Raw genomic sequence first — 25,107 nt, 5'->3', positions numbered from 1 at the left:
AGCCGCAAGCGCAGCAAATTGTTGACTTTGATTTTTCATTTTAATAAATAAAGTATCTGAACTTGGTAATTTTGCAGGATGCGAATAACAATCGGAAGAAAGGAATATTTTAATGCGGCTCACCGGCTGTACAATCCTGAATGGAGTGAGGAGCAAAACCTGGCATTTTATGGGAAATGTGCGAATCCGAATTATCATGGCCATAACTATACACTCATTGTAAAACTTGCGGGAGAAGTGGATCCGAAGACGGGCTACCTGGTGGATCTGAAAAAAGTGAGCACTGTGATCCGCGAGGAAATAACTGATCGTTTTGACCATACCAACCTGAACCTGGATAATGATGACTTTAAAGGCCTGATCCCATCCACAGAAAATTTTGCCTGGGTTATCTGGAACCGTCTTCGCAAAAAATTTGATCCAAAGTTGGAATTGAAGATTGTGCTTTTTGAAACACAGAATAATTTTGTGGAGTACAACGGTGAATAAGTTTCTGACGTCCTTCTAAAACATCGGCCATCCTCCTTCCTTTGGAATAGTCTTTGACAAAATGAATTTCTAAATTAAAAGAATCAACAATATGAAACTGGTGTATACGCTTTCGCTACTCCTCATTTCTTCTCTCACTTTGTCCTTCACGCCCCCTGTTTCCAATCCTGCTGAGGAACTGAATTGGTTCGGATGGAACGAAGGCTATGATAAGGCGGAAGAAACCAATAAGATAGCGTTGATAGATGTTTATACAGATTGGTGCGGCTGGTGCAAAAGAATGGATCGCGACACCTATGCCAACAGCGAAGTGATGGAACTCATCGAGGCTGACTTCATTCCTATAAAGTTCAATCCTGAAAAAGATGGTACCTATAATGTAAATGGAGAAGAAGTATCAGGCCCTCAACTTCTGGCCATGCTGGGAAATAATCAACGATTCGGTTATCCTACCACCTTTTTCATTTTCCCTAAAGAACGCCAGATCACTATTGAAGTAGGGTATAAAGATGCCGCCAGTTTTAAGGCGATCCTTACCCGCGTGAAGGAAGCCCACGCAAAGCTTGATAGCCAACCGATAGCTGACTAATCGCTCTTCTTCTCCCCTTTTGTAACGCACCTCCCACATGGCCTCAAACGCCCAGAAGAAGCGTATCTATAAAAACGTACCTGTTGTTGACCTTGGCTTGAAAGGGAGAAATATCGCTAAGCAGAATGGTTTCGTCTTTCTGGTAAACAATACCGTTCCCGGGGATGAAGTAGACATAAAAATTACCCGTAAAAAGAAATCCTTTTTTGAGGGCAGGCCGGTCTTCTTCCACAAGTATTCAGAACACAGGACCGAACCCTTTTGCAGTCACTTTGGCACTTGCGGAGGCTGCAAGCTGCAAAACATGGACTACCAGGCGCAGCTCTTTTTTAAGCAGAAAAAAGTGGAGAATGCGCTCAGTCGCATAGGCAAAATTGCCTTACCAGCTATATCCCCGATTATTCCTGCGGTAGAAACCCGATATTACCGGAACCGTCTCGACTTTGGATTCAGCAATTTAAGGTGGCTCACAAATGAAGAAACTGCGAGCAGCGAAACCGTATTCGACCGTAATGGCCTCGGGTTTCATATTCCGGGACGGTATGATAAGGTACTTAATATTGAGCATTGCCATCTGCAGCCTGAACCCTCCAATGCCATCAGGCTTGCAGTGCGCGATTTCGCCACCGCTCAGGAAATGGAATTTTATGACGTTGTCGCTAAAAAAGGCTTTCTCCGCTCTCTCATCGTGAAAACCGCTGAGACCTCGGAAGTAATGGTGATCCTGGTGGTAAATGAACGGCAGGAAGAAAATCAACAAAAGCTCAGCGACTTTATAAGGATAAAGTTTCCGAAGGTCACTTCTTTGTATTTGGTTGTAAATAATAAATTAAATGATACGCTCTATGATCAGGAGCATGAACTGATCTGGGGAAATCCATATTTAACTGAGGAGATCTCAGGCCTGAAATTCCGGCTGGGGCCTAAATCCTTTTTTCAGACCAATACGCGGCAGGCACAGGTGCTGTATCAAAAAGCCCTGGATATGGCGGCCTTGCAGCCTGCCGAGATTGTATATGATCTTTATTGCGGAGTGGGCAGCATTTCGCTCTTTATGGCGCAAAAGGCTAAGCACGTGATCGGCATAGAAACCGTGACGGAAGCCGTAGAAGACGCAAAAAGAAATGCCGCGCTAAATGACATTTCCAATGTGGAGTTTGTGGCCGGAACTGTAGAGGATTTGCTGAAACCAGAATTTGTGGCGAAATATGCCGCACCTGATGTGCTGATGATTGATCCGCCACGGTCAGGAATGCATCCTACAGCCGTGAAAGCCATTGCTGAACTGCTCCCTCCCAGAATCGTTTACATCTCATGCAATCCTGATACGCAGGCGCGGGATATTGCTCCACTTGCTGAACTTTATGAAGTGATACAGGTACAACCTGTGGATATGTTTCCGCACACAGATCACATTGAAAATATAGTTTTGTTGAAAAGAAAATGAAGGGCAAACCATCACATCCGCTTTTAGATTCGCTCCGCCAGGATATTGAATTTTACAATGATGTAATATATGAGGTGGCAATGGACGTACTGAAGGAGAATATTTCGCAGTATCCCATTTTTGTGGCGCATCAATATCAGGTAGATCTTGGTGAAGTGATCCTGGACAAAGACGAACTGGAGCGGGAATGGACGATCAATGCCTCCATTCTTGAGGAATTGCTGGAAAAAGGGCTGGTGGAAGAACAGCGGGAAAAAGACTTCAGGGAAATTTATAAAGATCCCAAAAAATATATCTGCATATTTCTGATCACCGAAAGAGGCGGGAACTTTATCTGGCTGCCGTATAAGCAGTTCTCCAAAGACTTGAAGAAGGAAAATTCTGACGGACGGTTTAATTAACTCACCTGTGGCAATCCCCAGGTTGTCAGGGTTACGAAATACCTTTTTTCATGTTCAGTTTTTTTACGAGATCGGTAAGTGCCCTGCTTGCATAAGCCCCATAAGCATCCACGATCAGTCCCTGCATTCCATCCGAACTCTTTACCGCATATACCACTGACATATCATCAGGATTGCTTGCTCCTTCAAAGCGATGATACTCTATGATAGTAAGGTGATCAGCCAAATACTCTTTTCCGGTATCCTGGTCCGCGATCACTTCATCCTGAGGCTCCAGATTTTGTGTGAATCCTTTCTTTTGCAGCGCAGTTATAGCCTCGCTCAGCGTATCATATTGATTCAGGTTTCTTTCCATTTTTGTTTTTGTTATAAAATGAACAGGTATGCCGATCAGCCTTTTTCTCTTTTTGCCCAGCTAAAAACCTCCTTCATTACTTCCGTGGTTCTGGCCGCTGGATTGTCACGGATTTTCTCTTCTTCATCTTTCAGTTTCAGGAATAAACCATCCAGAGCACGGTCAGCCGCGTAGTTGGGCAAATCCGCATTTACGTCCTGCACCCCTGGAAGCTGATTGTAGCGCGTGGTTATATCCTTCCAATATTTGGTGGCATAGGACCTATCGAGGGCTGATTTTATTTTAGGCTGAAAACTATTATACAACTGCTGGCGCGTTTTGCTTCGAAAATATTCCGTTGCCGCATCATCAGCGCCCAGCAGGATATTTCTCGCATCAGCGATCGTCATCTGCTTTACGGCATTCACGAATATCGGCCCTGCTTCCTTGGCGGCATCCTCTGCTGCGCGGTTAAGAGAGAGTACAAAATCATCCACGATTTTGCCAGCGCCAATATCGCGCAGGGTATTGGCAACTTTCTGTGCTTCCGGTGGAAAGAGAATTTTTACGGCTGCATCTCCAAAATATCCGTCCTGCTGATTGAGCTCTTCAACTGCGCGGCCGGTACCAGTCTCCAACGCCTGCTTCAGAGCCATTACCATCTCTGATGTGGAAGGTTGCATATAGTCTTCCACCGTGCCTCCCAGATTTTTAAGTTCATCGCAGCCTGCCACCAAAAACAGTAATGGCAGGAAAATCAGTCTCCATTTTTTCATGTTGATATTATCTGGCAACATTTACATATTATCTGGCAACATTTACAATGATACGCGGCCTTTTGTTGTGCGGCCACTATCCTTGTTGCTCAACCTGGATATTTCAGCATAAATTAACTTGAACTATTTTATAGCATTTATTTCAAGTTTAAAGTCGAATTTTGATTTTCAGAATTTTCCGCTGACGCTCACGACCCTTGTTAGATTTATGAGGATTCTTTACAACACCTGAAAGTAATTGGGTTCTGATGAAAACACTTCTGCTTTTTTCGGCCTGTTTGTACTTATTCTTCACCACTGCTTGCAGGAAAGAGGAACCTGTTGTAAAAAAAGTGTACATGGATACGGTAATTACCGGAAACCCATCACCTCCATTTCATGGAGTTACCACCATACAGGTCCAGAATTATGTGAACAAGCTATACATTGACCTGCTGGGACGAGAGCCCGTTGAGACTGAAATGACGGAAGGTGTGAATACGCTAAAGTCAGGTTCGCTGAGCGAAGCCAGCCGCCTTATGCTCGTGCGAAGTCTCTTTGAACAGGATGAATATTTCCAGCGCCTTTTTGTCATCACCAGTGATAAGATGCTGGAAGGCGTAGACAGCAGCAGTTTTCAGCCAGAGATGCGCTGTTCCGGCCTGCCATGACGGATCTTTTGAACCTGACTTCCGTACCATCCAAAGCGCCTATAATACGCTGGTGTTCCACCCTGTAGTCAAAAACAACAACACAAATTCCTTCAGCTATCGTGTAGTTCCTTTTGACCCTTCACAGTCATGGCTCTACGAGAGGCTGACAACCACTGACCAGACGCTGGGCAGGATGCCACTGTATGATACGCTCGAACCTCATAAAATAGCACTGGTAAAAAAATGGATTGAGGCTGGCGCACCTGATATTTTTGGGAATATTCCTGATCAGCCGAATACGGAGCCAACACCCTTTGGCCTGCTGGCATTCCTACCAGACTTAAACGACTACCGCGTGGACACTGTGAGGGGCAGAAGCTTTCTCAACCCCTTTGCAGTGCCTGCCAATTCGACTCTCGATATTTGGTTTGGATTTTTGGATGACAGCACTGTTCCTCAGCTTTTTTCCCACAACAAAGTGAAATTTTCAAAAAGCCCTTATGATTTTTCAAATGCTGTTACCCAAGATCTAATAGTGGAATCATCGCCCCTGCTCGGACCGGCTTTCGGAGGCGGGGCTAACCAAAGGTTGCCGTATTACCACCACGTGGAAATCAATACGAATCAGTTTAGCAAAGGAGATGTCATTTATCTCCGTGCTTATGTAAATGACAATGCACACCCTGCCCCCACGGAAATACCTGAAAACGGATCGCCCGTTTATTTCTTCACCATCTTTTCATTTGTTGTTGTCCAATGAATAAATATGCAGGGATTGCCTTTTCCTTCCTCTTGCTGCTGACGACCAGTTGTAAAACCGATGACGATAAGGACGTCATGCCCGGTGAACCTGTAAGCATCGTTCCCTATATTGAACTTGAAGAGGTCACTCCCCACACCGTAAAGCAGTTCGAGGACAGGCGCCATTTCTTCATTTTTTACCGCGATGGTGATGGCGACCTGGGGCATCCCGATGCCGACTCTCTTACATTATACATCACGGATAACCGGTTTCCGCTTACAGAGGCTTATCACATTCCGCCATCGGCCCCGGAGGGCAGTGACATTGCTATACAAGGCGTCCTTGAAGTAGTTACTGAACCTATCATGCTAAAGGATGAGAACAATGCATCAGAGCAGGTAACCTATACCGTCAGGTTACGCGACAGGGCCGGAAACTGGAGTAATGAGGTAACAAGCGAAAATCTAACGGTAGAAAAATAGGATTTTTAATCGGTATAAAAAAAACGAGGAAGCCTTCCCCTGGAATTTGGTCCGAGAAAATCGGTTTTTATAAACATTGAATTGCTGATTATCACGTCCGATGCATTTCCCAATTTAGATATCTTGAAAAAGTCTCAACAAACTGCCTTCTCTTGCCTTTTCCTGTGAAACCTTGAAATGATGAGAAGGAAAAATTTAGGAAGCATCTGCCGCATGGAAAATCTATTGAGGACCCGGAAACTACGAGAAAAAATAAAGATTCAGATGATGCCGGGATCAGACATTTTAACGGGAATATTCCCGGTCGTGAAATTAGTTAGTGATATTTGATCAAAAATTCGTTTAATTAGCAGGAAATATTTTGGAAGGCACAGTGCCACAGGAAGCAAGAAAACACAGTAAAAGAATAACCCACCCATGCTAGAAGACTTTAATGAAATGGTTCCCAATGAAGATCTACGAATGGTGATAATCATCTTCGCAGTGGTTATTCTGATCTTTGTGTTGGTACTGGTGCCTCTTATGATCTATTATAACAGAAGGCAGCGAGATCAGGAAGAGCTGTAAATTGGATCGGTGCATTCCCTCTCCTTTGGCTCTACACTAACCTACCACAATATTTATAATCCTGCCCGGCACGAAGATGAACTTCTTCACCTGCTTGCCTTCAATCCAGCGTTTTACGTTCTCCAACTCCATTACCTGTTTCTCCACTTCATCCTTTCCGGCATCTATGGGCATGGATAGTTTTGCGCGCACCTTCCCGTTTATGGAAACAGGGTATTCCACCTCGTCCTCCTTCAGGTATTGTTCATCAAATTGAGGATAAGGCTGAAAGGTGACGGTTTCGTCATGCCCCAGCCTGTGGCGCCATAGTTCCTCGGAAATATGAGGTGCAAAAGGCGAAAGCAATATTACCAGCGGTTCCAGCACATGCCGCTTATTGCACCTGAGCGAGGTAAGTTCGTTCGCGCAGATCATAAAGGCAGCAACAGCGGTATTGAATGAGATATGCTCAATATCTTCCGTTACCTTCTTAATTGCCTTGTGCAGCGACTTCAGTTCTTCCTTTGTGGGTGCATCGTCTGTAACAGAGAAATTGCCATTTTCCTGATGGAAGAGCCGCCACAGCTTCATGAGGAAACGGAATACGCCATCAATGCCTTCAGTATTCCAGGGTTTGTGCTGCTCCACCGGTCCTAAAAACATTTCGTACATACGCAAGGTGTCTGCTCCGTATTTTTCAATGACGTCATCGGGATTTATAACATTCCATTTGGACTTGGACATTTTGGTAACTTCAGGCTTGAGACATAAATAAGGGTGATTGGCCTCATCATATTCCCACAGAGGTTCAATGCCTAAAGTGATATGTAGATTTTGGTAGTCCGCTGAAGTTCTAAAGTCATTTGCCAAAGCCTCGAAACGTGACTTATATAAGCGGCCCCTATCATCTATATATTCATTTGGAATCCTACTTACATAACCTGTAGCTTGCCGTTTATATTCAATTCCATCTTTTCTCAGAATGTCATTTTTATTATCAAAAGAAATGAAAAAAGACTTGGCTAAATCATTATACCCATCTTCACGTATACATTGGAAACTAGTTAACCAATAGGAAATACCCTGAATCATCCCCTGATTCACCAATTTCTTGTACGGCTCTTTGGTAGAAAGGTACCCGCAGTCGAAAAGAAACTTATGGCAGAAGCGGCTGTAAAGAAGGTGCCCCGTTGCGTGCTCTGTTCCGCCCATATAAAAATCCACGTTTTCCCAGAAGCGTTCGCGCTCTTTGCCCAGGAACTCCCCGGAATTGTGCGGGTCCATGTAGCGGAGATAATACCAGTTGCTTCCCGCCCAGCCGGGCATTGTGTTGGTTTCGCGGGTCCTTCCGTCCGGCAACTTCACCCACTCCTCCACCGCAGCCAGCGGGGATTCACCAGTCCCCAGCGGCTTGTAGCTTTCCACCTCCGGCAGTGTTAGCGGCAATTCCGATTCATCCAGCGGCACCGGCATTCCCTTTTCATATACTATCGGGAAAGGCTCGCCCCAGTAGCGCTGGCGGCTGAAATTGGCATCTCGCAGGCGATAGTTTATTTTCCGCACGCCCATCCCTTTCTTTTCTATTTCCTCAATTACCCGGTCAATTGCCACCGGTACTCCCAGTCCGTCCAGAAAATCTGAATTGATGATAATACCATCCTTGTCGTCAAAACTATGCAACTCAGGATTTGCCTCTTGCTCTTTGCTCTCTTTCCCACGCACTACTTGTAGTATAGGCAAGTCAAAATGTTGGGCAAAGGCATAATCGCGGCTATCATGCCCGGGCACAGCCATGATGGCCCCGGTACCATAATCGGCCAGCACATAATCGGCAATCCACACCGGCATCTTTTCCGTGCGGAAAGGGTGAATAGCAAAGCTGCCACTGAATACGCCACTCACCTCTTTCACGTTCTTCATGCGGTCGCGCTCACTCTTGCGCTTTGCCTGTTCAATGTACGCCTGAACCTCCTCCTGCTGCGCTGCTGTAATAAGCTGCTGCGCCAGGGGATGCTCCGGTGCTATCACCATAAAGGTGGCGCCAAAAATGGTATCGGGGCGTGTGGTGAACACCTTCAGCGACAGCTTCTCCTGCCCCACCTCATCAACTGCACCGGCAGCCGGAGCATAAGGGCTATATATTGGAAAATCAATCTCCGCGCCTACCGACTTGCCGATCCAGTTTCGCTGCATTTCTTTCAGCGCATCACTCCAGTCCACTTCCTCCAGGCCTTTCAACAGGCGTTCTGCATAAGCCGTAATGCGCAGGAACCATTGCCGCATCTTTTTCTTTTCAACCGGATGGCCACCCCGCTCTGACAATCCTTCCTTCACCTCCTCATTTGCCAGGACGGTACCTAATGCCGGGCACCAGTTCACTTCCGCTTCTGCCAAATATGCAAGCCGGTAGTGTAATAGAATCCTCTGCTGCTCCTCCCAGGGCATTGCATGCCATTCTTCAGCGGTAAATTCAGGTGTTTTCCCGCAAGCCGCGTCCACACCTTCATTACCTGATTTAGCGAAATGAGCCACAAGGTTTTCTAAGGGTTCTGCCTTGTCTGTCCTCCTGTTGTACCACGAGCCGAACATTTTCAGGAAGATCCATTGCGTCCATTTATAATATTCAGGATCGGAAGTGCGCACTTCCCGGCCCCAGTCGAAGCTAAGGCCAATGGCTTTTAACTGCTCTTTGTAGCGGGCGATATTCCGATTAGTGGTATCTGCGGGGTCTTGCCCGGTCTCAATAGCGTACTGCTCTGCCGGCAGACCAAATGCATCGAAACCCATAGGATGCAGCACCTCGTAACCCTGATGGCGCTTGTAGCGGGAAAGTATATCAGTGGCAATATAACCGAGCGGATGCCCCACGTGCAGCCCCGCCCCTGAAGGATAGGGAAACATATCCAGCACATAATATGGCGGCTTTCCGGAGGTTTCATCAGCATGGTAGATCCTTTCGGCCTCCCATTCCTGCTGCCATTTCTTCTCTATTTCTTTAAAGTTGTACTCGCTCATTTAGATTGATTTTTTTGCCCGGAAGTCGCAGGAATCCGAGGGGCACAAAGGTAAAATATGGGAGATGACAATATGCCCGGTCAAACTCAGGGATGTCAACTACAACATCTACAGTATAGCACATTTAGATGTGTGCAATGCTGAGCCGGAATAAAAATCCTGGCTACGGACTGGAAAGCAGGATTTGGGTTAATTAAACTCGGACATCGTCCGTGGCAGACCCTGCAATACAAAGGATTTGATGGCCTCTACTGATTTCTCAATGGCCGGATCCACATCAGCGATCTCTTCAGGAGAGAAGTCGCTTAGGACATAATCCACCTGACGTCCCCGTGAAAATTCACTGCTGATGCCAAAGCGCAAGCGCGGATATTCTGTTGTGCCTAAGACGTTCTGAATATCGCTAAGCCCATTGTGACCGCCATCGCTGCCTTTGCCACGCAGCCTTATTTTTCCGGTTGGCAATGCCAGATCATCAGTTACAACTAATAAGTTTTCTAAAGGGATTTTAAGCTCATTGAGCCAGTATCGGACGGCCTTTCCGCTGAGATTCATATAGGTGGAAGGCTTCAGCAAATAAACCTGCTTATTTTTAATGCGTCCTTGCGCAACCCAGCCAAGCCGCCTGTCTTCCCATTGCAATTCCAGTTGCCCGGCAAGCCTGTCTATCACCATAAAACCGATGTTGTGGCGAGTTTGGGCGTACTCCTGCCCCGGATTTCCTAATCCTGAAATTAAGAATTTCAATACGAAATAAAGTTTGGAGAATGACTATGCTTCTGCCGGTGTTTCTTCAACTTCGGTTGATTCCCCTTCTTCTGAGGATGCTGTTGATTCTTCAGTTGCTTCTGCAGTTTCTTCTTCCTCCTCCATTGCCTGCAATGCGCGTGGAGAAATAATAGTTGCAATTGGAATATGAGGAGAACTGAGGATTTCAAAAGCGGTTTTGATATCCTTTACTTTAACTGATTGGTTGATGCGCAATGGCGTTACATCTATTTCTATAGCTGCAGGGAGATCACTCACCACACCTTTAACGGATAGTTTGCGTACTTTCTTTACCAGTTTGCCACCATTTCTCACTCCTCTTGACATACCGGTCAAAATCACAGGCAGATCAGTGGTGATGACTTTATCATCCTCAACTCTGAAAAAGTCCACGTGAATTAATTGATCAGAAAGCGGATGGTATTGAGATTCCCGCACTACAGCTTTATATTGTTCTCCCTCCAGATGGAGATGAACGATATGAACTTCGGGTGTATAAATGATATTTTTAAAGTCAGTTACAAAGGCATAGAAATGAATCGTTTCATTATGGGTTCCATACAATACGCAAGGGACAAAACCCTCGCTTCTCAGTGCTTTAGCACTGGCTGAACCCATTGATTCTCTTTTCTTTCCGTACAGGTTTATTGATTTCATGGTGGCTATACCTTGTTAAAAAATGGGTGCAAAGATAATTATACTTTAAGCTAAAATGAAAAGGACTGTTGAAAGGAATTGGCTGACCGGTAAAGGGAACTGATTGACCCATGCTCATAAACATTCCGAATAGCTCTTGCAAGCAAATCGGACACTGATATTACCTTAATCTTTGGCGAAGTCTGCGTAAGAGGAATCGTATCGCAAACGACCAATTCAGTGAGGTCAGAGTTCTCAATATTTTCATAAGCATTTCCCGATAGCACCGGGTGCGTGCAAAAAGCTCTTACGCTTTTGGCTCCTTCGTTCATCATCATTGATGCGGCCTTTCTGAGCGTTCCGCCTGTATCTATCAGATCGTCTACAATGATGATATTTTTTCCTGCCACGTCACCAATGATCCGCATATCTTCTATCTGATTAGCCGTTTTGCGGTGCTTATAACAAATCACCATTTCAGTGTTCAACGAATTGGCAAACATCCTGGCTCTTGCCGAGCCGCCCATGTCGGGCGCGGCAATCAGTAAGTCTTCAATTTTGAGGCTGTGGATATAGGGAACAAAAATGATAGAAGCCTCCAGATGGTCCACATCCATATCAAAAAAGCCCTGGATTTGCGGGGCATGAAGATCAATGGTAATAACCCGGCTGGCCCCTGCTGTTTTCAGCAAATCCGCCAGAAGCTTGCTTGCGATGGAAACGCGGGGCTTATCTTTCCTGTCCTGGCGTGCATATCCAAAATAGGGAACCACGGCTGTAATATAATGAGCAGAAGCGCGCTTTGCAGCATCTATTGCGAGCAACAACTCCATCAGATTTTCTGCCGGTGGGTCAGTTGACTGTATAATGAAGATATCGCAGCCCCGGACGGATTCATTGAAACTGGGCTGCATTTCTCCATCACTGAACTTGTTAAAGGAAAGTTCGCCTAAGGATTGCCCAAAATCGTCAGCAATCTTCTCCGCGAGTTTAATGCTTCCCGGGCAGGAGAAAATCTTGACTGCGTTAAAGCGTGAGGGCATATTGGATATTGAAAAAAAGGAAAGGAAAGTTGTCCCGCTAGGGCTCGAACCTAGACTCTTCTGAACCAAAATCAGACGTGTTGCCAGTTACACCACGGGACAATGCTTTTTTCTGCGGTGCAAATTTAAAAAATCTGGGAGATGCTGCAACAGATCACAAGAAAATATACTGAATCAATATTTTTCAGGTTTCCATTCCTCCTCTCGCTTAAAGTCTCCATCGCGCAATGCCTTGAAAAGCCTGTACCACGCCACAGGATTGGTCAGTGCTGCCGGAACCCGCGCTCCTCCCACACTGGTATAAGGGTTTGTTCCCGGAAAATAATAATAAGACGAAGCCATTTTTCTCATGTAGATCAGATGATTTTCGCTGCCGTCCATTTGCATATTTGAGCTGATGTAATTCAGCAATTGAGGATCCATATTCCGCATTGCGATCTCAACTTCATCATCAGGAATGTCAAGTGCCAGAAAAGCCTGACGGAACTGCTCCCGCGTAGGCCAGGGATAAATCAGAGCTTCCCGCAACTGCAGCGTATCCCATTGCAGTTTCACTTCTATATTATGCTTCATTTGCGCATTGGCCCGAACAGGATATTGCACACTTTTAAAACCAACAGAAGAGAAAAGCAATGTGTCTCCGGCCTCGGCAGGAAGCGAAAAAAATCCATCAGTATTGGAGATGGTTCCCCGTGAGGTATTCATAATGCGAACCGAGGCATAAGGTATTGCCTCTCGCTCTTCAGCCGTAATCACCGTGCCGCTTACCTGCACCAGATCGGCATCCTGTGCGATGACGCTGCCGGAAAAAAACCAGGCAGCCACCATAAAAATAAAAGAGGAGCGGTAAAGTTTCCTGTTCATAATTTTTTATCGGGGACAAATATCTGAATCTCTAAACAAAGCAATCCACAGCCCAAAGAAGCCGGAGAGATGAATGGCAAATATTTACCTTTGAACCTTAAATCATTCCAAAGCATGATATCAAGAATTTCAATAGGTTCAGCACTCATTTGGTTCTCATTTCTTTTCATTGTTTCGTGCCAGCCACAGGGACGCACAGAGGACATTCGCAAGGTGGATTCACTGCAACAGCGCCTGCAGGCCGCTGAAGAAAATTTCGTAATTGACATGGGTTCCATCCGCAAAAGGACTGACAGCATGAATCAAAAGTATACTTATATTCAGCGCAACTACGATGATTCCATTGGCCTGGAATTACAAACGCTGCTCACTTCCTATCGCGGACTTTTCAAAAGGTACAGCCAGTTTCTTTCGCGGATGCAATTATTGGAGGCGGAAAATATTACGCTAAAAGAAAGGATCGGAAATCTCAAAAAAGATTTGACAGAAGGTAACATAGCAGAGGAAGATTTTGAAACCTACTATGAAAAAGAAGCAGCCATTGTAAATGAGCATGTGGAAGATGTGCGGATAAACGTGAAGAATATTTTCCAGATAGAAAAGCAGTATCAGCGCGATAATGAAAAGGTGACAGCGCTTTATGAGGAATTGGGTGGAAATTATGAAGATCCTCCTGATTCCTGACATGGACTCAGGGCATAAAGGGACTTCTTCGTTTTTTACTGCTGCTGATTCCTTCGGGAATAATTAATTTTGAAGCCCATAATTGACCATTTATTATGAAAGAAACAAAGCAAACGCTTGATGAGGCGGTGGAAAAAATGAAAAAGGCCATCGAACATTTACGCACAGAGCTCAGCAAAATACGCGCAGGCCGTGCCAATCCTCAAATGCTGGAAGACATTAAAATTGATTATTATGGTAATGCGACTTCTATAAGCCATGTAGGCACGGTGAATACCCCGGATGCACGCACAATCACCGTACAACCCTGGGAAAAGCAAATGATCGCTACGATTGAGAAAGCCATAATGAATGCCAACCTGGGACTGAATCCGCAGAATGATGGCAACATGATCCGCATAAACCTGCCGGTGCTCACCGAGGAGCGGAGGCAGCAACTGGTGAAACTCGCGAGAAACGAAGCAGAACTGGCAAAGATCTCCATCCGCTCAGCGAGAAAAGAAGCCAATGAGGAAGTGCGGAACGCAGTAAAAGACGGACTTCCTGAAGACGAGGCGAAACGTACGGAAGATGAGATTCAAAAGCTGACCGACCAGTATTCACTAAAGGTGGATGAATCGCTGGCTGCAAAAGAAAAGGACATAACAACCGTTTAATCACTGATACTCAGTTAAATTTTATTAAAACTAAAAGTGGCAAAACAAATAGCACCTCCTGTAAATGATATTGAAAAATTAATAAGCATAGCCACACAAATCCGGAGAGATATCCTGAGGATGGTGCATGCGGTGCAGTCCGGGCATCCGGGAGGATCTCTGGGTTGTGCCGATTATTTCACTGCACTCTATTTTCATCACTTAAAGCATAATCCGAAAAATTTTTCAATGAATGCTGAAGGTGAGGATATTTTTATTCTTTCAAACGGACACATCTCCCCGGTTTTTTACAGCACTCTGGCCCGCTCCGGATATTTTGACACAGAGGAACTCGGCACTTTCAGGAAGCTGAATTCAAGGCTGCAAGGTCATCCTGCAACGGAAGAAGGACTCCCCGGTATTCGCGTGGCAACAGGTTCCCTCGGCCAGGGCCTGAGTGTAGCCATAGGAGCCGCCCTGGCCAAAAAACTCAATAAAGATACACACCTGGTTTTCTCCCTGCATGGAGATGGTGAACTGCAGGAAGGTCAGAACTGGGAGGCTTTCATGTTTGCCGCGCATCATAAAGTTGACAATATTATTGCTACCATTGATTATAATGGACAACAGATTGATGGCAAAACTGAAAATGTGATCTCACTGGGAGATTTGCATGGCAAGCTGACAGCATTTGGATGGCTGGTGATGGAAATGAATGGCAATGATATGGAAGAAGTTCTCCTGAAGATAGACCAGGCAATAGAAAATACAGGAGAAGGCCAGCCAATTGCGATCATAATGACCACCAATATGGGCAAAGGCGTGGATTTTATGGTGGACGATCATCAATGGCATGGCGTGGCTCCCAATAACGAGCAACTCGAAAAAGCCCTGGCCCAGCTCAAAGAAACCCTTGGGGATTATTGACAGCATTTTAAAAAATGGCTTAAATCTTCGTAATTACATATTTCTTATCTTTTTTCGTTCCTTATATTTTTTTAAACAAAACCTGAGTTTATGATTTACGGAGGCCGGATTATCTTCTTTTTATTTCTTATGTTACTGGCACTGAACGGGCACAGCCAAAGTTCAAGAGGAACGCAGAAAACCCGGATCCTTTTTTTACTGGATGCTTCCGGCAGCATGTACGGCAAATGGGAAAATGCTCAGAAAATTACCGCAGCTAAAAGTATTCTCACAGCGTTGGTGGACAGCCTCCGCTACGTAGAAAATGTAGAACTGGCCTTGCGTGTGTATGGCCATACCAGTCCAAAGGGAGAGCGCAATTGTAAAGACACTAAACTGGAAGTGCCATTTGGCCGCACCAGCGCCTCTGAAATTATTACCAAACTCAGGGAAATAGTGCCCAGGGGTACCACTCCTATTGCGTATTCGCTTACCCAGGCCGCCAATGATTTTCCTGATGCGTCCACTAAAAATATAATTATTTTAATTACCGATGGAATTGAAGAATGCGATGGCGATCCCTGCGCTGTATCTGTAGCCTTGCAGAAGAAAGGCGTAATTCTCCGGCCATTTATAATTGGTCTCGGCCTCAACACTACCCTGATGGCACAATTCGATTGTGTTGGAAAATTTTATAATGCAGAAGATCCCGAATCTTTTAAAACCGTGCTTGAAGTTGTCGTATCTCACGCGCTGAACAATACCACGGCCCAGGTGAACCTGCTTGACCAGAATGGCAAACCCACTGAGACGAATGTCAATATGACCTTCTACGACCGGCACAACAATATATTGATCAACAACCTGTATCATACGATGAATGAGCGGGGCAATCCTGATACCCTGACCCTTGATCCAAACATCAGCTATAATATCCAGGTCAACACCATTCCGCCAGTATATAAAAATGATGTAAACCTTACGCCAGGAAAACATAACGTTATTGCTATTGATGCTCCGCAGGGCGACCTTGAACTGAAGGTAAAGGGCATCACCAATTATGATAAATTGCTTTGCGTAATAAAACCCCTGGGCCGGGATAAAATACTGCACGTCCAAGACTTTAACACGAAGGAAAAATACATTGTAGGAAAATATGATATTGAGATCCTGTGCCTGCCCAGGATACGGATGAGGGAAGTGGAAATAAAACAGAGCTTCACTACCACCATAGAAATTCCCCAACCCGGCAAGCTTTCACTAAGCTCTTATAAGGATATGATCGGGAGTATTTATATGAGCAAAGGCGCTGGACTGGAGTGGGTGTATAACATCCAGGGTAATCTGCGAAGGGAGATCATTGCACTGCAACCCGGTACCTACCAGTTGGTGTACAGGTTCAAATATGCGAATCAATCATTTTATACCAAACAAGTACAATTCACAATATCCTCTGGAGGATCAACACAATTGAATATCAATTAAAAAATGAAGGAATACCCTGTATTAAATGAAAAGGCAACACGTGATGGATTTGGTGACGGTTTGTATGAGGTAGCACAGCAAAACGAAGCTATTGTTGGATTAAGTGCAGATCTTTCAGGTTCGCTGAAAATGAATAAGTTCATTAAAGAATTTCCGGAACGCTTCATTCAATGTGGCGTGGCTGAGGCCAATATGATGGGTGTTGCAGCCGGACTTACCATTGGCGGAAAAATTCCTTATACAGCCACTTTTGCCAATTTCTCAACAGGTCGGGTTTACGACCAGATAAGGCAATCCATTGCATATTCAGGGAAAAACGTGAAGATCTGTGCCTCTCATGCCGGGCTCACACTTGGCGAAGACGGAGCAACCCACCAGATCCTGGAAGACCTCGGTATGATGAAGATGCTGCCGCACATGACGGTAATTAATCCCTGCGATTATAACCAAACCAAAGCCGCGACTATGGCCATTGCTGATCATGATGGTCCTGTTTATCTGCGGTTTGGCAGGCCGAAAGTCCCGGTTTTCATTCCTGACAACATACCGTTTAAAATCGGAAAAGCGCTGAAGCTGACTGAAGGAAATGATATTACTATTGTAGCTACCGGCCATTTGGTTTGGAAAGCTTTGGAAGCCGCTAAAAAACTTAGCGGGCAAGGCATTAGCTGCGAAGTGATCAATATCCACACAATCAAGCCGCTGGACGAAGAGGCGATCCTGGAATCAGCAGGGAAAACCGGCCGCGTTGTGACGGCAGAGGAGCACCAGAGAAATGGCGGGCTCGGTGAAAGTGTGGCAAGTGCCCTGTCCCGGTATCACCCCTGCCGCGTTGAAATGGTAGCCGTGAATGACAGCTTTGGCGAAAGCGGCCAGCCTGAAGAACTGATGGCGAAATATGGACTTGAAACGGCTAATGTTATTCAAGCCTGTCTGCGCGTAATGGAGAGAAAGAAATAAGGCGGTCATCTTCTTTGGCTCCTGTTTTAATATCAGGAAGGTTTCAGAACATTTTCAGGCATGAGCCATTAATTCCTAAACTTTAAAAAATTAAGAATTATGGCAGATCTGCAAACAGGTGATAAAGCTCCCGATTTTACGGCAAAGAACCAGGAAGGAAAGGATGTTTCTCTGAAGGATTTTAAGGGCAAAAAGGTAGTCCTTTATTTTTATCCCAAAGATTTTACAAGCGGCTGTACCACTGAATCTGAAAACCTTCGCGACCACTACCCTGACCTTTTGGATGAAGGCTATGACGTGCTCGGAGTAAGCACTGATGACGTAGAATCGCACAGAAAATTTGCCAGTACCTACAAGCTTCCTTTCAGTCTTCTTGCTGATCCTGACAAGGAATTAGTAAACATGTATGGCGTGTATGGAGAAAAAAACATGTATGGCAAAAAATACATGGGCGTTAAACGAACCACTTTTATTATAGATGAAGAAGGTAGAATCGAGAACATTATTAAAAAGGTAAAAAATAAAGAACACGCTCAGCAAGTGCTGAACAGCAATTAGCGCCACTGCTCGCTGTATTACTGTAGCTTTGGTGCAATTTTAATTTCGGACAAGATACATAGATAAAGATCTATCTTTATACTTCAGTCTAAAATCCTAATATTTGACGATCACTGTCTTTACGGAGTTAATTAATTCTTTCTACCTGATTTTAATAGGGTCATGTAATTCGCTGTTCAATTTTCCCAAATAAAGGTTCCGTAGCATCAGAAGATATCAGTTTTTGAAAGATAAATCTACTTCAAAGAGTTTGATTACTTTACCAACATGATGTTTCCTTTGTAAACTTCTCTTACACTTCCTGCACCCCATGCCTCTGCTTTGAAAACATAGACACCTTCGGGGCAGGCAGTCCCTTTGAAGGTGCCGTCCCAACCTTTACTGAAGTCTGTGGTGGAAAAGATCAGCTCTCCCCAGCGATTGTAAATTTCCAGATTCCACCTCGTTACGTTATATCCTACCGCCTTGAAGAGCGGGTTTCTACCGCCAGGGGTAAAGGCATTCGGAAAAAAAATGCTGAAACTATTATCTATATAAATATTCCCAAAAGCACTATCTGGGCATCCCCACTCGTTGTAAGCCACCAGCATAACATGGTATATGCCAGTATCCTCAAAGCGATGGATTGGAGAAGAAGTGGTAGTAGTGGTGTTTCCTATTGACCAAAAATAGGATATAGCATGAGTGCTAGTATTGATAAACATAACTCTACTGTTAACGACTGCTGTATCGGAAGGAACCATAGAAAATGCCGCTAGTGGAGAAGGAAATACTTCAATGAAAATGCTGTCCTCCGTGAGTTCAGAGCAACCATCCGACAGCACCACCTTAACCCAACCGCTTTCCATTATTTGTATGCGGATAGCCTGACCATGGACATTATACTGTGGCCAGAAATAATCATAGCTAAGTGAGTCGCCACCATTACCCATGGCCATGAATGCTACCGAATCTCCTGCACAGCCGGTTATTACTGAAGCAGATAAGGTTGCTTCTAGGGGTGGTCGTACCTTTAACAGTACTTCTGATGTATCGCTACAGCCCGCCTCATTCGTAACAATTAGATGGTATTGCTGCGTATGCGGCAGTTGGGCTACCGGATTAGGGATACTATCAGCAGAAAGATAACGGGCAGGTATCCATTTATAGGTAATGCCACCGGAGCCTTTCATCGTATAACTTTGATTGTAGCAAAGAACGGTATCGGGGCCAGCATGGGAAACAGGTAATGAATCGCGATTAACAAGCAGGGTGTTAGCCACACTACATATAGTGGTATCCAGTAACCGAAGAATGTATATACCTGGAGAAGTGACTGTTAGTTCATCGGCTAATATTGTATCTGATGCGGGTGTGATCCAATATACCGGAAAACCTGCTGTCCCGGCAGCCAGTAAATTAATAGAATCGTTGGGACAAAAGCTGGCTTCATGCGCTGTTTCAATTCTTAACTGGCTTGCAAAAACAACTTTGATTGTATCCGTGGTCATGCAGCCGTTGTACGATACATCCACATAATAAATGCCGCTGGTATCAACATTGATTGCCGGAGTTATGGCACCTGTATTCCACGAAAAGTTAAATGGATGGTTATTCGTATCAGCGGTTAACATGAGAGAAGGTCCACTACAAATGACGGTGTCGTTCCCCAAATCCACCTTCGGGTATAGGCGTGAAGAACATACAGTTGATACCTCCCGTTCTATAAGAAGATGTCTAATATTCAGTGTAGTATCTGCAATCGTTACATTGGTCACTATATCAGGAAATGGCCTTGAGACAAGGTGAAAATTTTCATTTTGAGTAATAACGGGAGTATCAACTTCACCACAGCCTACAAAGCCATTTTTATCAGCCTTCATCAAAGTGGTTGATCCTAACAGGCCATCGGCATAGAAACCAACTGTTACAATTCCGGTGTCACCGGCATCAATTGCGGTGGCTCTCTTACCTTCCACATTCCCATCTTGTCCACTTTGAAAATTTGTAAAAATCCTTGCCCATCTGACATCCCCTTTCAAATCCAGTTTGGCACCAATATGATCTCTATATTGTCCATCCCGATATACTTTAAACCCTAAGACAATGCTACTATCAGCCACACTCTTTACGAGGGAAACAGGATCAAGCAAAGTCGAATTTCCATTTAAATTAAAGCTTTTAGCTGAATCTACCTGGGTAGGATTAGACAGTATGAATAAAAAATCTTTGCTAAAGCGGTTGTGCACCCCATTCCCAATTGCATAGATTTTCCCATTGGGGCCAATATCAGCCGTAAGTATTCTGGCATTAGGACAGTTGTTAAACGCATTGACAATCTGGGAATGGGATTGAAGCGTTCCAGCAGACGAGATATGCAATAATTGTGAGCAAGAATAAAACAACAATATATCCCCATTTTGCCATTCCATAATCTTCATCAAATCAGCAAATGGAAATTCATAATTTACCGCCCATTCCACATCTCCATCTTCGTTTAACTTTATTACCTGAATTAGTTCTGTTGGGTCTTGCTTTCCATGTGGAAAGGCAATGACAACTCCTGAATCAGAGACTGATATGATATTTAATGATCTTATATTACGAAATTCATATCCTTCAGCGAGTTGTTGTTCAGTTAAACTGATCTTTTTGCTCCACAATTCCTTTCCGTTATTTATTTCAATTTTTGAAATAAGTATTACTTCATTATTAAGCCGAAAAACAACAAAGAGATATTCCCCTGCATCATTAATGTCACTTTGTAAGTATGTAGATGGGCCAGTACCGTTTAGGACTAATTGTTTACTCCATAACACATTCTGACAGGCATCCAATCTAATCAGGAAAAAAGTAATCTCTTCTGAGTTATGGTTTACTTCCTTCAGTAAGAAGTCTCCGTTACCAAGTATTTGGACTGTTCTATCATTCTGGGAAGGGGCTTTGTCAATTCTTGATACAAAAGAGTTTTGCCCTTGGATAAAATCAGGGTTTCCTAAACTCATAATAATAAAAAAAACTACTCTTTTCACTTCTTTGCTTTGAGGGTACAAGTTAACTTGGTTTAAATTTAACTTCCAAACTTGTTCATTGTTTTGTGATTGCGCTTAAAATTTGATGCATCAAAGCGCTTAGTATCTTAGCCAATAACTTGCTTGCACTATAAAGTTTCGCGTTCACCCTTGGGCAGTGGGCAGTGAACAGTTGGCTGTGTATAACTTGTTCAAAACTTGTGGAAACCAACGTACCTTATGCACAATACCGGTGGATTACCTCGATGGATATTCTTTGAAGAACTATTAGGAATTACCAACCCGTCAGCTTTGAATGGGGGAACCTAAATGAGTATATTTGCAGGCAATTAAAGCGACTGAGAAATGTACTACCACAGCCTTGGCAAGTTTCCCCATAAACGCCATACCGTCTATCGCAAAGCGGATGGCAGCCTGTATCATGAAGAGCTGGTTTCCACTGAAGGTTTCTCTAATGTCTATTCACTGGTGTACCACAACTTCCAGCCAACACGAATACTTGAAGCAGAAGAGCCTTACTCTACCGAACCGGAACTGGCCTTTGACAAGCACCTGAAGCACCGGTCATTCACTACTTTCAACGTTGCACCCGCTGACAGCTTCCTGAAAAGCCGCGAGATAATGCTCCTGAACAACGACATTATTATAGGCGTGGCAGCCCCCACAAGCTTTGGAGATTATTTCTATAAAAATGGTGCGGCAGACGAAATGCTGTTTATCCATAAGGGCAGCGGCAGGCTTAAATCCATGTACGGGGAAGTGCCTTTTAAATACGGTGATTACGTCATCATTCCACGCGGAACCATTTACCAACTGGAATTTGACAGCCAGGAGAACCGCATTTTATACTGCGAATCTCCCACGCCCATTGTGCCGCCCGAACGCTACCGGAATAAATTTGGGCAATTGCTGGAACATAGTCCCTATTATGAGCGCGACATCAGAAAGCCTCAAAACCTCGAAACCCATAACAAGGAAGGTGAATTCAAAATTTTAATTAAAAAAGGACACAATATCTATCCTTATATATATGCCAATCATCCTTTTGATGTAATTGGCTGGGATGGCTATGTGTATCCTTATGCCTTCTCCATTCACGATTTCGAGCCTATTACAGGACGCATCCATCAGCCGCCTCCGGTGCATCAAACGTTCGAGGCCCGCAACTACGTTATCTGCTCATTCGTCCCGAGGCTTTATGATTACCATCCGGAATCCATACCCGCACCCTACAATCACAGCAATGTGGATTCTGATGAGTTGCTATATTATGTGGATGGCGACTTTATGAGCCGTAAGCATGTGGAGCAAGGAATGATCACGTTGCACCCCGGTGGCATTCCGCATGGTCCCCATCCCGGCACCGTGGAAAAAAGCATTGGGGCAAAAGAGACAAAAGAACTTGCGGTGATGATTGATACTTTCCATCCGCTTCAGATCACAAAAGCCGCAATCAAGCTCGAAAATCCGGAGTATTACAAATCCTGGGTAGAATAATTGTTTACTTCTAAATAAAATTGAAAACAGTAAAATCCTGAGTTATGGAACTTAAAGAAAAAGAGTTGGCCACAGAAAAAGGCAAGGACTTCCTGCCACTGTTGGGTACTGACTTTATTGAACTATATGTGGGCAATGCCAAGCAAGCGGCCCACTTTTACCGCACTGCCTTTGGCTTTCAGCCCCTTGCCTATGCCGGCCCGGAAACCGGAGTACGCGATCGCTGCTCCTACGTAGTGCGGCAGGAAAAAGTGACATTCGTGCTCACCACACCTTTGCAGCCCAACAACGCTATTGCCGATCATATTTACCTGCATGGCGATGGCGTGAAAGTCTATGCCATCACGGTGGATGACAGCGAAGATGCCTTTAAACAAACAGTGCAACGCGGTGGCCGGCCCTACCTTGAGCCTCAAACCAAAAGTGATGATAGCGGAGACATTGTGATCTCTGGAATTCATACTTATGGAGATACGGTTCACCTTTTTGTTGAACGCAAAAACTACAATGGTATCTTTATGCCCGGCTATGAAAAATGGGAATCCAGGCTGGAAACAGAGCCGGTAGGACTGAAATATATTGACCACTGCGTAGGCAATGTGGAGCTCGGTAAAATGAACGTCTGGGTAGAGTTTTACGAAAAAGTGATGGGCTTCAAGAACCTTATCTCCTTTGATGACAAAGACATTTCTACCGAATATACTTCACTGATGAGCAAGGTGATGAGCAACGATAACGGCTACATCAAATTCCCGATCAATGAGCCTGCTGCCGGTAAGAAGAAGTCGCAGATTGAAGAATATCTTGATTTCTACCGCAGCCCCGGAGTGCAACATGTAGCTATTGCAACGGGAAATATCCTCGAAACGGTTACTAACATGCAGGATCGTGGTGTGGAATTTCTCTACGTTCCCACTTCTTATTATGACGACCTTCTGGACCGCGTGGGAGAGATAGACGAAGAAATACGCGACCTGAAAAAGCTCGGCATCCTGGTGGATCGCGATCCGCACGGCTACCTGTTGCAGATCTTCACCAAACCTGTTGTGGACCGCCCTACCCTGTTCTTTGAAATTATCCAGCGTAAAGGTGCGCAGTCATTTGGCAAAGGAAATTTCAAGGCACTATTTGAAGCCATAGAAAGAGAACAGGAAAGAAGAGGAAATCTCTGATTTATTATTCTGAAAATTTCTGATCAGGTTTACGAGGATGAATCTTGCCCACGAATTTTGTCGGGCAAGGTCATCCCTCCTGCCTGCCTATGGCATGTATTCAGGAGGGCAGCTTTTTCTTTTTAAGGCTTTATTTTCCAGATCTTGTCTGCAGTTGTTAAATATTCAGGCAAGGCGGCAGAGCCATACCATTTGTACAATTCGGCTTCTAATAATTTTGCATTAATAGCAGGATCGGTTTCCAATAATTCATTGGCTTCTTCAAAATTTTCCACATTTAAAATAAAAATTCCCCGGTAGGTATTTTCGTTTTTGCCAAGCGGCCCTGCTACAATTAACTTTCCCAAATCAACAAGTCGTTCAATATTCCTTAGGTGACCGGAAAAGCAACTGTCAATTAAATGTTTTTCACGGGATTGATTGCTGCCGGTTTTTAACAGTACCAATACATAGCTTTTCATACCATAACCATCCGCTCCTAACCTCTCTGCCAGGGTGGAGTCGAACGCTGGATTTGTGGTTTGTCCCTTTGCCAAACCTGCTGCACAGACAAGAATAGAAATTATTATAAAGGTCAATTTTATAGAATGCATCGTTTTGTTTAATTTATTTTTGTTTTAAAATCAAATTATAAACTAATTTAAATAATACAGCTCTTTCCAAAGCAGATTAAAACTCAAACCCCACCTTGATTGCATAGCGATTAAACCGGAAATCATACTCTCTTACGCCATTCCAAAACTCTTCCGTAGCAGAAGCTCGCTGATGAGAATAACCTAGACCAATAATGAAAGCAGCCTCAGGCCCCATCCCCACCCTCATTCCAATTTCTCCCCCAGCAGTAAGTCCCCCTTTGTCTCGGTAGTCCGCGCTCCTGTCGCCCAATACGCTTCCATAGCCTACCTGAAGTGCGTAAAAGGGAGTGTTCGCCTCCGGAAGCAGGGTTCCACGAATATCCAGAAAAAGGGGAATTATCGCATACGAGAATAAATAATTTGGATAAACATCCAATCCGGCACCTATTCCAGCCTTAGCCCAATGCCGGAATTCATAACCATTGATCAACCGAAAGGACCACCCGGACGAAGTCGCATTATCATGGTTGCTGCCAAGTAGAAAACCCAACCGGATAATATGATACAAAGGGGAGCGGAAATCAAAAGGCTTCGGTTCCTGCCAGAATTTTTCTTCACGAACGCTGTCTACATTGCTTGCGGAAACTGCCCAAATACTGCCATCTCCCATCCGGATCTTCAATACGCCAGCACTGTCTTCCTGTATCACTTCACCACGGAGAACGCTGCCATCACTGAGGTAAACAACATCCTGAACCTTTCCGCCAGACTGCGCTGAAATAGTTACAGGAATTAAAATAAGAAGGAAAATCAATGGCCTGAAAATATTATGCATCCTTAGATTTTTTAGATAAATAAAC

Annotated in this window: 26 protein-coding genes and 1 tRNA gene; 16 read left to right on the top strand and 11 right to left on the bottom strand. The window is 44.5% G+C overall.

Annotation, left to right across the window (positions count from 1 at the left end; all coding sequences use genetic code 11):
- Window positions 1-78: 78 nt before the first annotated feature.
- The 4 genes from WD077_09585 to WD077_09570 all read left to right on the top strand — a co-directional run bounded on the left by WD077_09585 (window position 79) and on the right by WD077_09570 (window position 2,926).
- Window positions 79-489: a 6-carboxytetrahydropterin synthase gene (locus tag WD077_09585; GenBank protein MEX0967478.1), complete on the top strand. Its 411-nt coding sequence runs from the start codon at window positions 79-81 to the stop codon at window positions 487-489.
- Window positions 490-580: 91 nt separating this feature from the next.
- Window positions 581-1,078 (top strand): DUF255 domain-containing protein, encoded by a 498-nt coding sequence (locus WD077_09580; protein ID MEX0967477.1) that lies wholly within the window; start codon window positions 581-583, stop codon window positions 1,076-1,078.
- Window positions 1,079-1,115: 37 nt separating this feature from the next.
- The gene (rlmD, locus tag WD077_09575; GenBank protein MEX0967476.1) at window positions 1,116-2,525 is read left to right on the top strand and encodes a 23S rRNA (uracil(1939)-C(5))-methyltransferase RlmD; all 1,410 of its coding nucleotides are present in this window, start codon (window positions 1,116-1,118) and stop codon (window positions 2,523-2,525) included.
- Window positions 2,522-2,926 carry a hypothetical protein gene (locus tag WD077_09570; GenBank protein MEX0967475.1) on the top strand — a complete coding sequence of 135 codons (405 nt, stop codon included), beginning with the start codon at window positions 2,522-2,524 and terminating at the stop codon, window positions 2,924-2,926. Before rlmD ends, WD077_09570 begins: the two co-directional genes overlap by 4 nt.
- A 31-nt stretch (window positions 2,927-2,957) precedes the next feature.
- Here WD077_09570 and WD077_09565 read toward each other — a convergent pair whose 3' ends face one another.
- Complete coding sequence (locus WD077_09565; protein MEX0967474.1) at window positions 2,958-3,281, bottom strand: phosphoribosylpyrophosphate synthetase; 324 nt, start codon at window positions 3,279-3,281, stop codon at window positions 2,958-2,960.
- Window positions 3,282-3,316: 35 nt separating this feature from the next.
- The gene (locus WD077_09560; GenBank protein MEX0967473.1) at window positions 3,317-4,036 is read right to left on the bottom strand and encodes a DUF4197 domain-containing protein; all 720 of its coding nucleotides are present in this window, start codon (window positions 4,034-4,036) and stop codon (window positions 3,317-3,319) included.
- A gap of 248 nt (window positions 4,037-4,284) precedes the next feature.
- On the opposite strand from WD077_09560, the gene WD077_09555 reads away from it, so the two are divergent.
- From WD077_09555 to WD077_09540, 4 genes are all read left to right on the top strand, one after another.
- Window positions 4,285-4,686, top strand: coding sequence for a hypothetical protein (locus WD077_09555; protein ID MEX0967472.1), 402 nt, complete (start codon window positions 4,285-4,287; stop codon window positions 4,684-4,686).
- A 52-nt stretch (window positions 4,687-4,738) separates the two neighbouring features.
- Window positions 4,739-5,428, top strand: a complete 690-nt coding sequence (locus WD077_09550) for a hypothetical protein (protein MEX0967471.1) — start codon at window positions 4,739-4,741, stop codon at window positions 5,426-5,428.
- Entirely contained in the window at window positions 5,425-5,892 is a 468-nt protein-coding gene (locus WD077_09545) for a hypothetical protein (protein ID MEX0967470.1), read from the top strand. The genes WD077_09550 and WD077_09545 overlap by 4 nt, the downstream gene beginning before the upstream one ends.
- A 417-nt stretch (window positions 5,893-6,309) precedes the next feature.
- A complete protein-coding gene (locus WD077_09540; protein ID MEX0967469.1) occupies window positions 6,310-6,459 on the top strand; it encodes a hypothetical protein in 150 nt (49 codons plus the stop codon).
- Window positions 6,460-6,495: 36 nt separating this feature from the next.
- Here the strand turns inward: WD077_09540 and leuS are convergent, their stop codons facing one another.
- The 6 genes from leuS to WD077_09510 all read right to left on the bottom strand — a co-directional run bounded on the left by leuS (window position 6,496) and on the right by WD077_09510 (window position 12,764).
- Window positions 6,496-9,453 carry a leucine--tRNA ligase gene (gene leuS / locus WD077_09535; protein MEX0967468.1) on the bottom strand — a complete coding sequence of 986 codons (2,958 nt, stop codon included), beginning with the start codon at window positions 9,451-9,453 and terminating at the stop codon, window positions 6,496-6,498.
- A gap of 189 nt (window positions 9,454-9,642) precedes the next feature.
- Window positions 9,643-10,200: an aminoacyl-tRNA hydrolase gene (pth, locus tag WD077_09530; protein ID MEX0967467.1), complete on the bottom strand. Its 558-nt coding sequence runs from the start codon at window positions 10,198-10,200 to the stop codon at window positions 9,643-9,645.
- 24 nt (window positions 10,201-10,224) lie between these two features.
- On the bottom strand, window positions 10,225-10,878 hold the full coding sequence (locus tag WD077_09525; GenBank protein ID MEX0967466.1) for a 50S ribosomal protein L25: 654 nt from the start codon (window positions 10,876-10,878) through the stop codon (window positions 10,225-10,227).
- A gap of 50 nt (window positions 10,879-10,928) precedes the next feature.
- Entirely contained in the window at window positions 10,929-11,900 is a 972-nt protein-coding gene (locus tag WD077_09520; protein MEX0967465.1) for a ribose-phosphate pyrophosphokinase, read from the bottom strand.
- Window positions 11,901-11,929: 29 nt separating this feature from the next.
- Window positions 11,930-12,002: transfer RNA gene (locus WD077_09515), tRNA-Gln, on the bottom strand.
- 72 nt (window positions 12,003-12,074) lie between these two features.
- The gene (locus WD077_09510) at window positions 12,075-12,764 is read right to left on the bottom strand and encodes a carboxypeptidase-like regulatory domain-containing protein (protein ID MEX0967464.1); all 690 of its coding nucleotides are present in this window, start codon (window positions 12,762-12,764) and stop codon (window positions 12,075-12,077) included.
- A 114-nt stretch (window positions 12,765-12,878) separates the two neighbouring features.
- Between WD077_09510 and WD077_09505 the strand changes: the two genes are divergently transcribed.
- The 6 genes from WD077_09505 (at window position 12,879) to bcp (ending at window position 17,992) form a co-directional block, all read left to right on the top strand.
- Window positions 12,879-13,448, top strand: a complete 570-nt coding sequence (locus WD077_09505) for a hypothetical protein (protein ID MEX0967463.1) — start codon at window positions 12,879-12,881, stop codon at window positions 13,446-13,448.
- 95 nt (window positions 13,449-13,543) lie between these two features.
- The gene (gene frr, locus WD077_09500; GenBank protein MEX0967462.1) at window positions 13,544-14,104 is read left to right on the top strand and encodes a ribosome recycling factor; all 561 of its coding nucleotides are present in this window, start codon (window positions 13,544-13,546) and stop codon (window positions 14,102-14,104) included.
- Between the two features lie 36 nt (window positions 14,105-14,140).
- The gene (locus WD077_09495; GenBank protein MEX0967461.1) at window positions 14,141-15,010 is read left to right on the top strand and encodes a transketolase; all 870 of its coding nucleotides are present in this window, start codon (window positions 14,141-14,143) and stop codon (window positions 15,008-15,010) included.
- A gap of 90 nt (window positions 15,011-15,100) precedes the next feature.
- The gene (locus tag WD077_09490) at window positions 15,101-16,474 is read left to right on the top strand and encodes a VWA domain-containing protein (protein ID MEX0967460.1); all 1,374 of its coding nucleotides are present in this window, start codon (window positions 15,101-15,103) and stop codon (window positions 16,472-16,474) included.
- 3 nt (window positions 16,475-16,477) lie between these two features.
- Window positions 16,478-17,434, top strand: coding sequence for a transketolase family protein (locus WD077_09485; GenBank protein ID MEX0967459.1), 957 nt, complete (start codon window positions 16,478-16,480; stop codon window positions 17,432-17,434).
- Between the two features lie 99 nt (window positions 17,435-17,533).
- Window positions 17,534-17,992 carry a thioredoxin-dependent thiol peroxidase gene (bcp, locus tag WD077_09480; protein MEX0967458.1) on the top strand — a complete coding sequence of 153 codons (459 nt, stop codon included), beginning with the start codon at window positions 17,534-17,536 and terminating at the stop codon, window positions 17,990-17,992.
- Between the two features lie 254 nt (window positions 17,993-18,246).
- Here the strand turns inward: bcp and WD077_09475 are convergent, their stop codons facing one another.
- A complete protein-coding gene (locus WD077_09475) occupies window positions 18,247-21,003 on the bottom strand; it encodes a gliding motility-associated C-terminal domain-containing protein (protein ID MEX0967457.1) in 2,757 nt (918 codons plus the stop codon).
- Window positions 21,004-21,348: 345 nt separating this feature from the next.
- On the opposite strand from WD077_09475, the gene WD077_09470 reads away from it, so the two are divergent.
- Together WD077_09470 and hppD are read left to right on the top strand one after the other, a co-directional pair.
- On the top strand, window positions 21,349-22,500 hold the full coding sequence (locus tag WD077_09470) for a homogentisate 1,2-dioxygenase (protein MEX0967456.1): 1,152 nt from the start codon (window positions 21,349-21,351) through the stop codon (window positions 22,498-22,500).
- Window positions 22,501-22,544: 44 nt separating this feature from the next.
- Complete coding sequence (hppD, locus tag WD077_09465; protein ID MEX0967455.1) at window positions 22,545-23,672, top strand: 4-hydroxyphenylpyruvate dioxygenase; 1,128 nt, start codon at window positions 22,545-22,547, stop codon at window positions 23,670-23,672.
- 122 nt (window positions 23,673-23,794) lie between these two features.
- Here the strand turns inward: hppD and WD077_09460 are convergent, their stop codons facing one another.
- Window positions 23,795-24,265: a hypothetical protein gene (locus tag WD077_09460; GenBank protein MEX0967454.1), complete on the bottom strand. Its 471-nt coding sequence runs from the start codon at window positions 24,263-24,265 to the stop codon at window positions 23,795-23,797.
- A 76-nt stretch (window positions 24,266-24,341) separates the two neighbouring features.
- The gene (locus WD077_09455) at window positions 24,342-25,082 is read right to left on the bottom strand and encodes a hypothetical protein (GenBank protein MEX0967453.1); all 741 of its coding nucleotides are present in this window, start codon (window positions 25,080-25,082) and stop codon (window positions 24,342-24,344) included.
- Window positions 25,083-25,107: the final 25 nt, after the last annotated feature.

Source organism: Bacteroidia bacterium (assembly GCA_040880525.1).
In the GTDB taxonomy this organism is placed as follows: Bacteria; Bacteroidota; Bacteroidia; order CAILMK01; family JBBDIG01; genus JBBDIG01.
This window is presented reverse-complemented; position numbering and strand designations above follow the sequence as displayed.

Excerpts from the sequence above, each read along its gene's own strand:
- leuS (MEX0967468.1), bottom strand. The coding sequence starts at position 9,453 with ATGAGCGAGTACAACTTTAAAGAAATAGAGAAGAAATGGCAGCAGGAA.
- WD077_09540 (MEX0967469.1), top strand. The coding sequence starts at position 6,310 with ATGCTAGAAGACTTTAATGAAATGGTTCCCAATGAAGATCTACGAATG.
- rlmD (MEX0967476.1), top strand. The coding sequence starts at position 1,116 with ATGGCCTCAAACGCCCAGAAGAAGCGTATCTATAAAAACGTACCTGTT.
- WD077_09460 (MEX0967454.1), bottom strand. The coding sequence starts at position 24,265 with ATGCATTCTATAAAATTGACCTTTATAATAATTTCTATTCTTGTCTGT.
- WD077_09510 (MEX0967464.1), bottom strand. The coding sequence starts at position 12,764 with ATGAACAGGAAACTTTACCGCTCCTCTTTTATTTTTATGGTGGCTGCC.
- bcp (MEX0967458.1), top strand. The coding sequence starts at position 17,534 with ATGGCAGATCTGCAAACAGGTGATAAAGCTCCCGATTTTACGGCAAAG.
- hppD (MEX0967455.1), top strand. The coding sequence starts at position 22,545 with ATGGAACTTAAAGAAAAAGAGTTGGCCACAGAAAAAGGCAAGGACTTC.
- WD077_09560 (MEX0967473.1), bottom strand. The coding sequence starts at position 4,036 with ATGAAAAAATGGAGACTGATTTTCCTGCCATTACTGTTTTTGGTGGCA.
- WD077_09555 (MEX0967472.1), top strand. The coding sequence starts at position 4,285 with ATGAAAACACTTCTGCTTTTTTCGGCCTGTTTGTACTTATTCTTCACC.
- WD077_09470 (MEX0967456.1), top strand. The coding sequence starts at position 21,349 with ATGTACTACCACAGCCTTGGCAAGTTTCCCCATAAACGCCATACCGTC.
- WD077_09525 (MEX0967466.1), bottom strand. The coding sequence starts at position 10,878 with ATGAAATCAATAAACCTGTACGGAAAGAAAAGAGAATCAATGGGTTCA.
- WD077_09485 (MEX0967459.1), top strand. The coding sequence starts at position 16,478 with ATGAAGGAATACCCTGTATTAAATGAAAAGGCAACACGTGATGGATTT.
- WD077_09545 (MEX0967470.1), top strand. The coding sequence starts at position 5,425 with ATGAATAAATATGCAGGGATTGCCTTTTCCTTCCTCTTGCTGCTGACG.
- WD077_09505 (MEX0967463.1), top strand. The coding sequence starts at position 12,879 with ATGATATCAAGAATTTCAATAGGTTCAGCACTCATTTGGTTCTCATTT.
- WD077_09580 (MEX0967477.1), top strand. The coding sequence starts at position 581 with ATGAAACTGGTGTATACGCTTTCGCTACTCCTCATTTCTTCTCTCACT.
- WD077_09565 (MEX0967474.1), bottom strand. The coding sequence starts at position 3,281 with ATGGAAAGAAACCTGAATCAATATGATACGCTGAGCGAGGCTATAACT.
- WD077_09490 (MEX0967460.1), top strand. The coding sequence starts at position 15,101 with ATGATTTACGGAGGCCGGATTATCTTCTTTTTATTTCTTATGTTACTG.
- WD077_09570 (MEX0967475.1), top strand. The coding sequence starts at position 2,522 with ATGAAGGGCAAACCATCACATCCGCTTTTAGATTCGCTCCGCCAGGAT.
- WD077_09585 (MEX0967478.1), top strand. The coding sequence starts at position 79 with ATGCGAATAACAATCGGAAGAAAGGAATATTTTAATGCGGCTCACCGG.
- WD077_09455 (MEX0967453.1), bottom strand. The coding sequence starts at position 25,082 with ATGCATAATATTTTCAGGCCATTGATTTTCCTTCTTATTTTAATTCCT.
- WD077_09520 (MEX0967465.1), bottom strand. The coding sequence starts at position 11,900 with ATGCCCTCACGCTTTAACGCAGTCAAGATTTTCTCCTGCCCGGGAAGC.
- frr (MEX0967462.1), top strand. The coding sequence starts at position 13,544 with ATGAAAGAAACAAAGCAAACGCTTGATGAGGCGGTGGAAAAAATGAAA.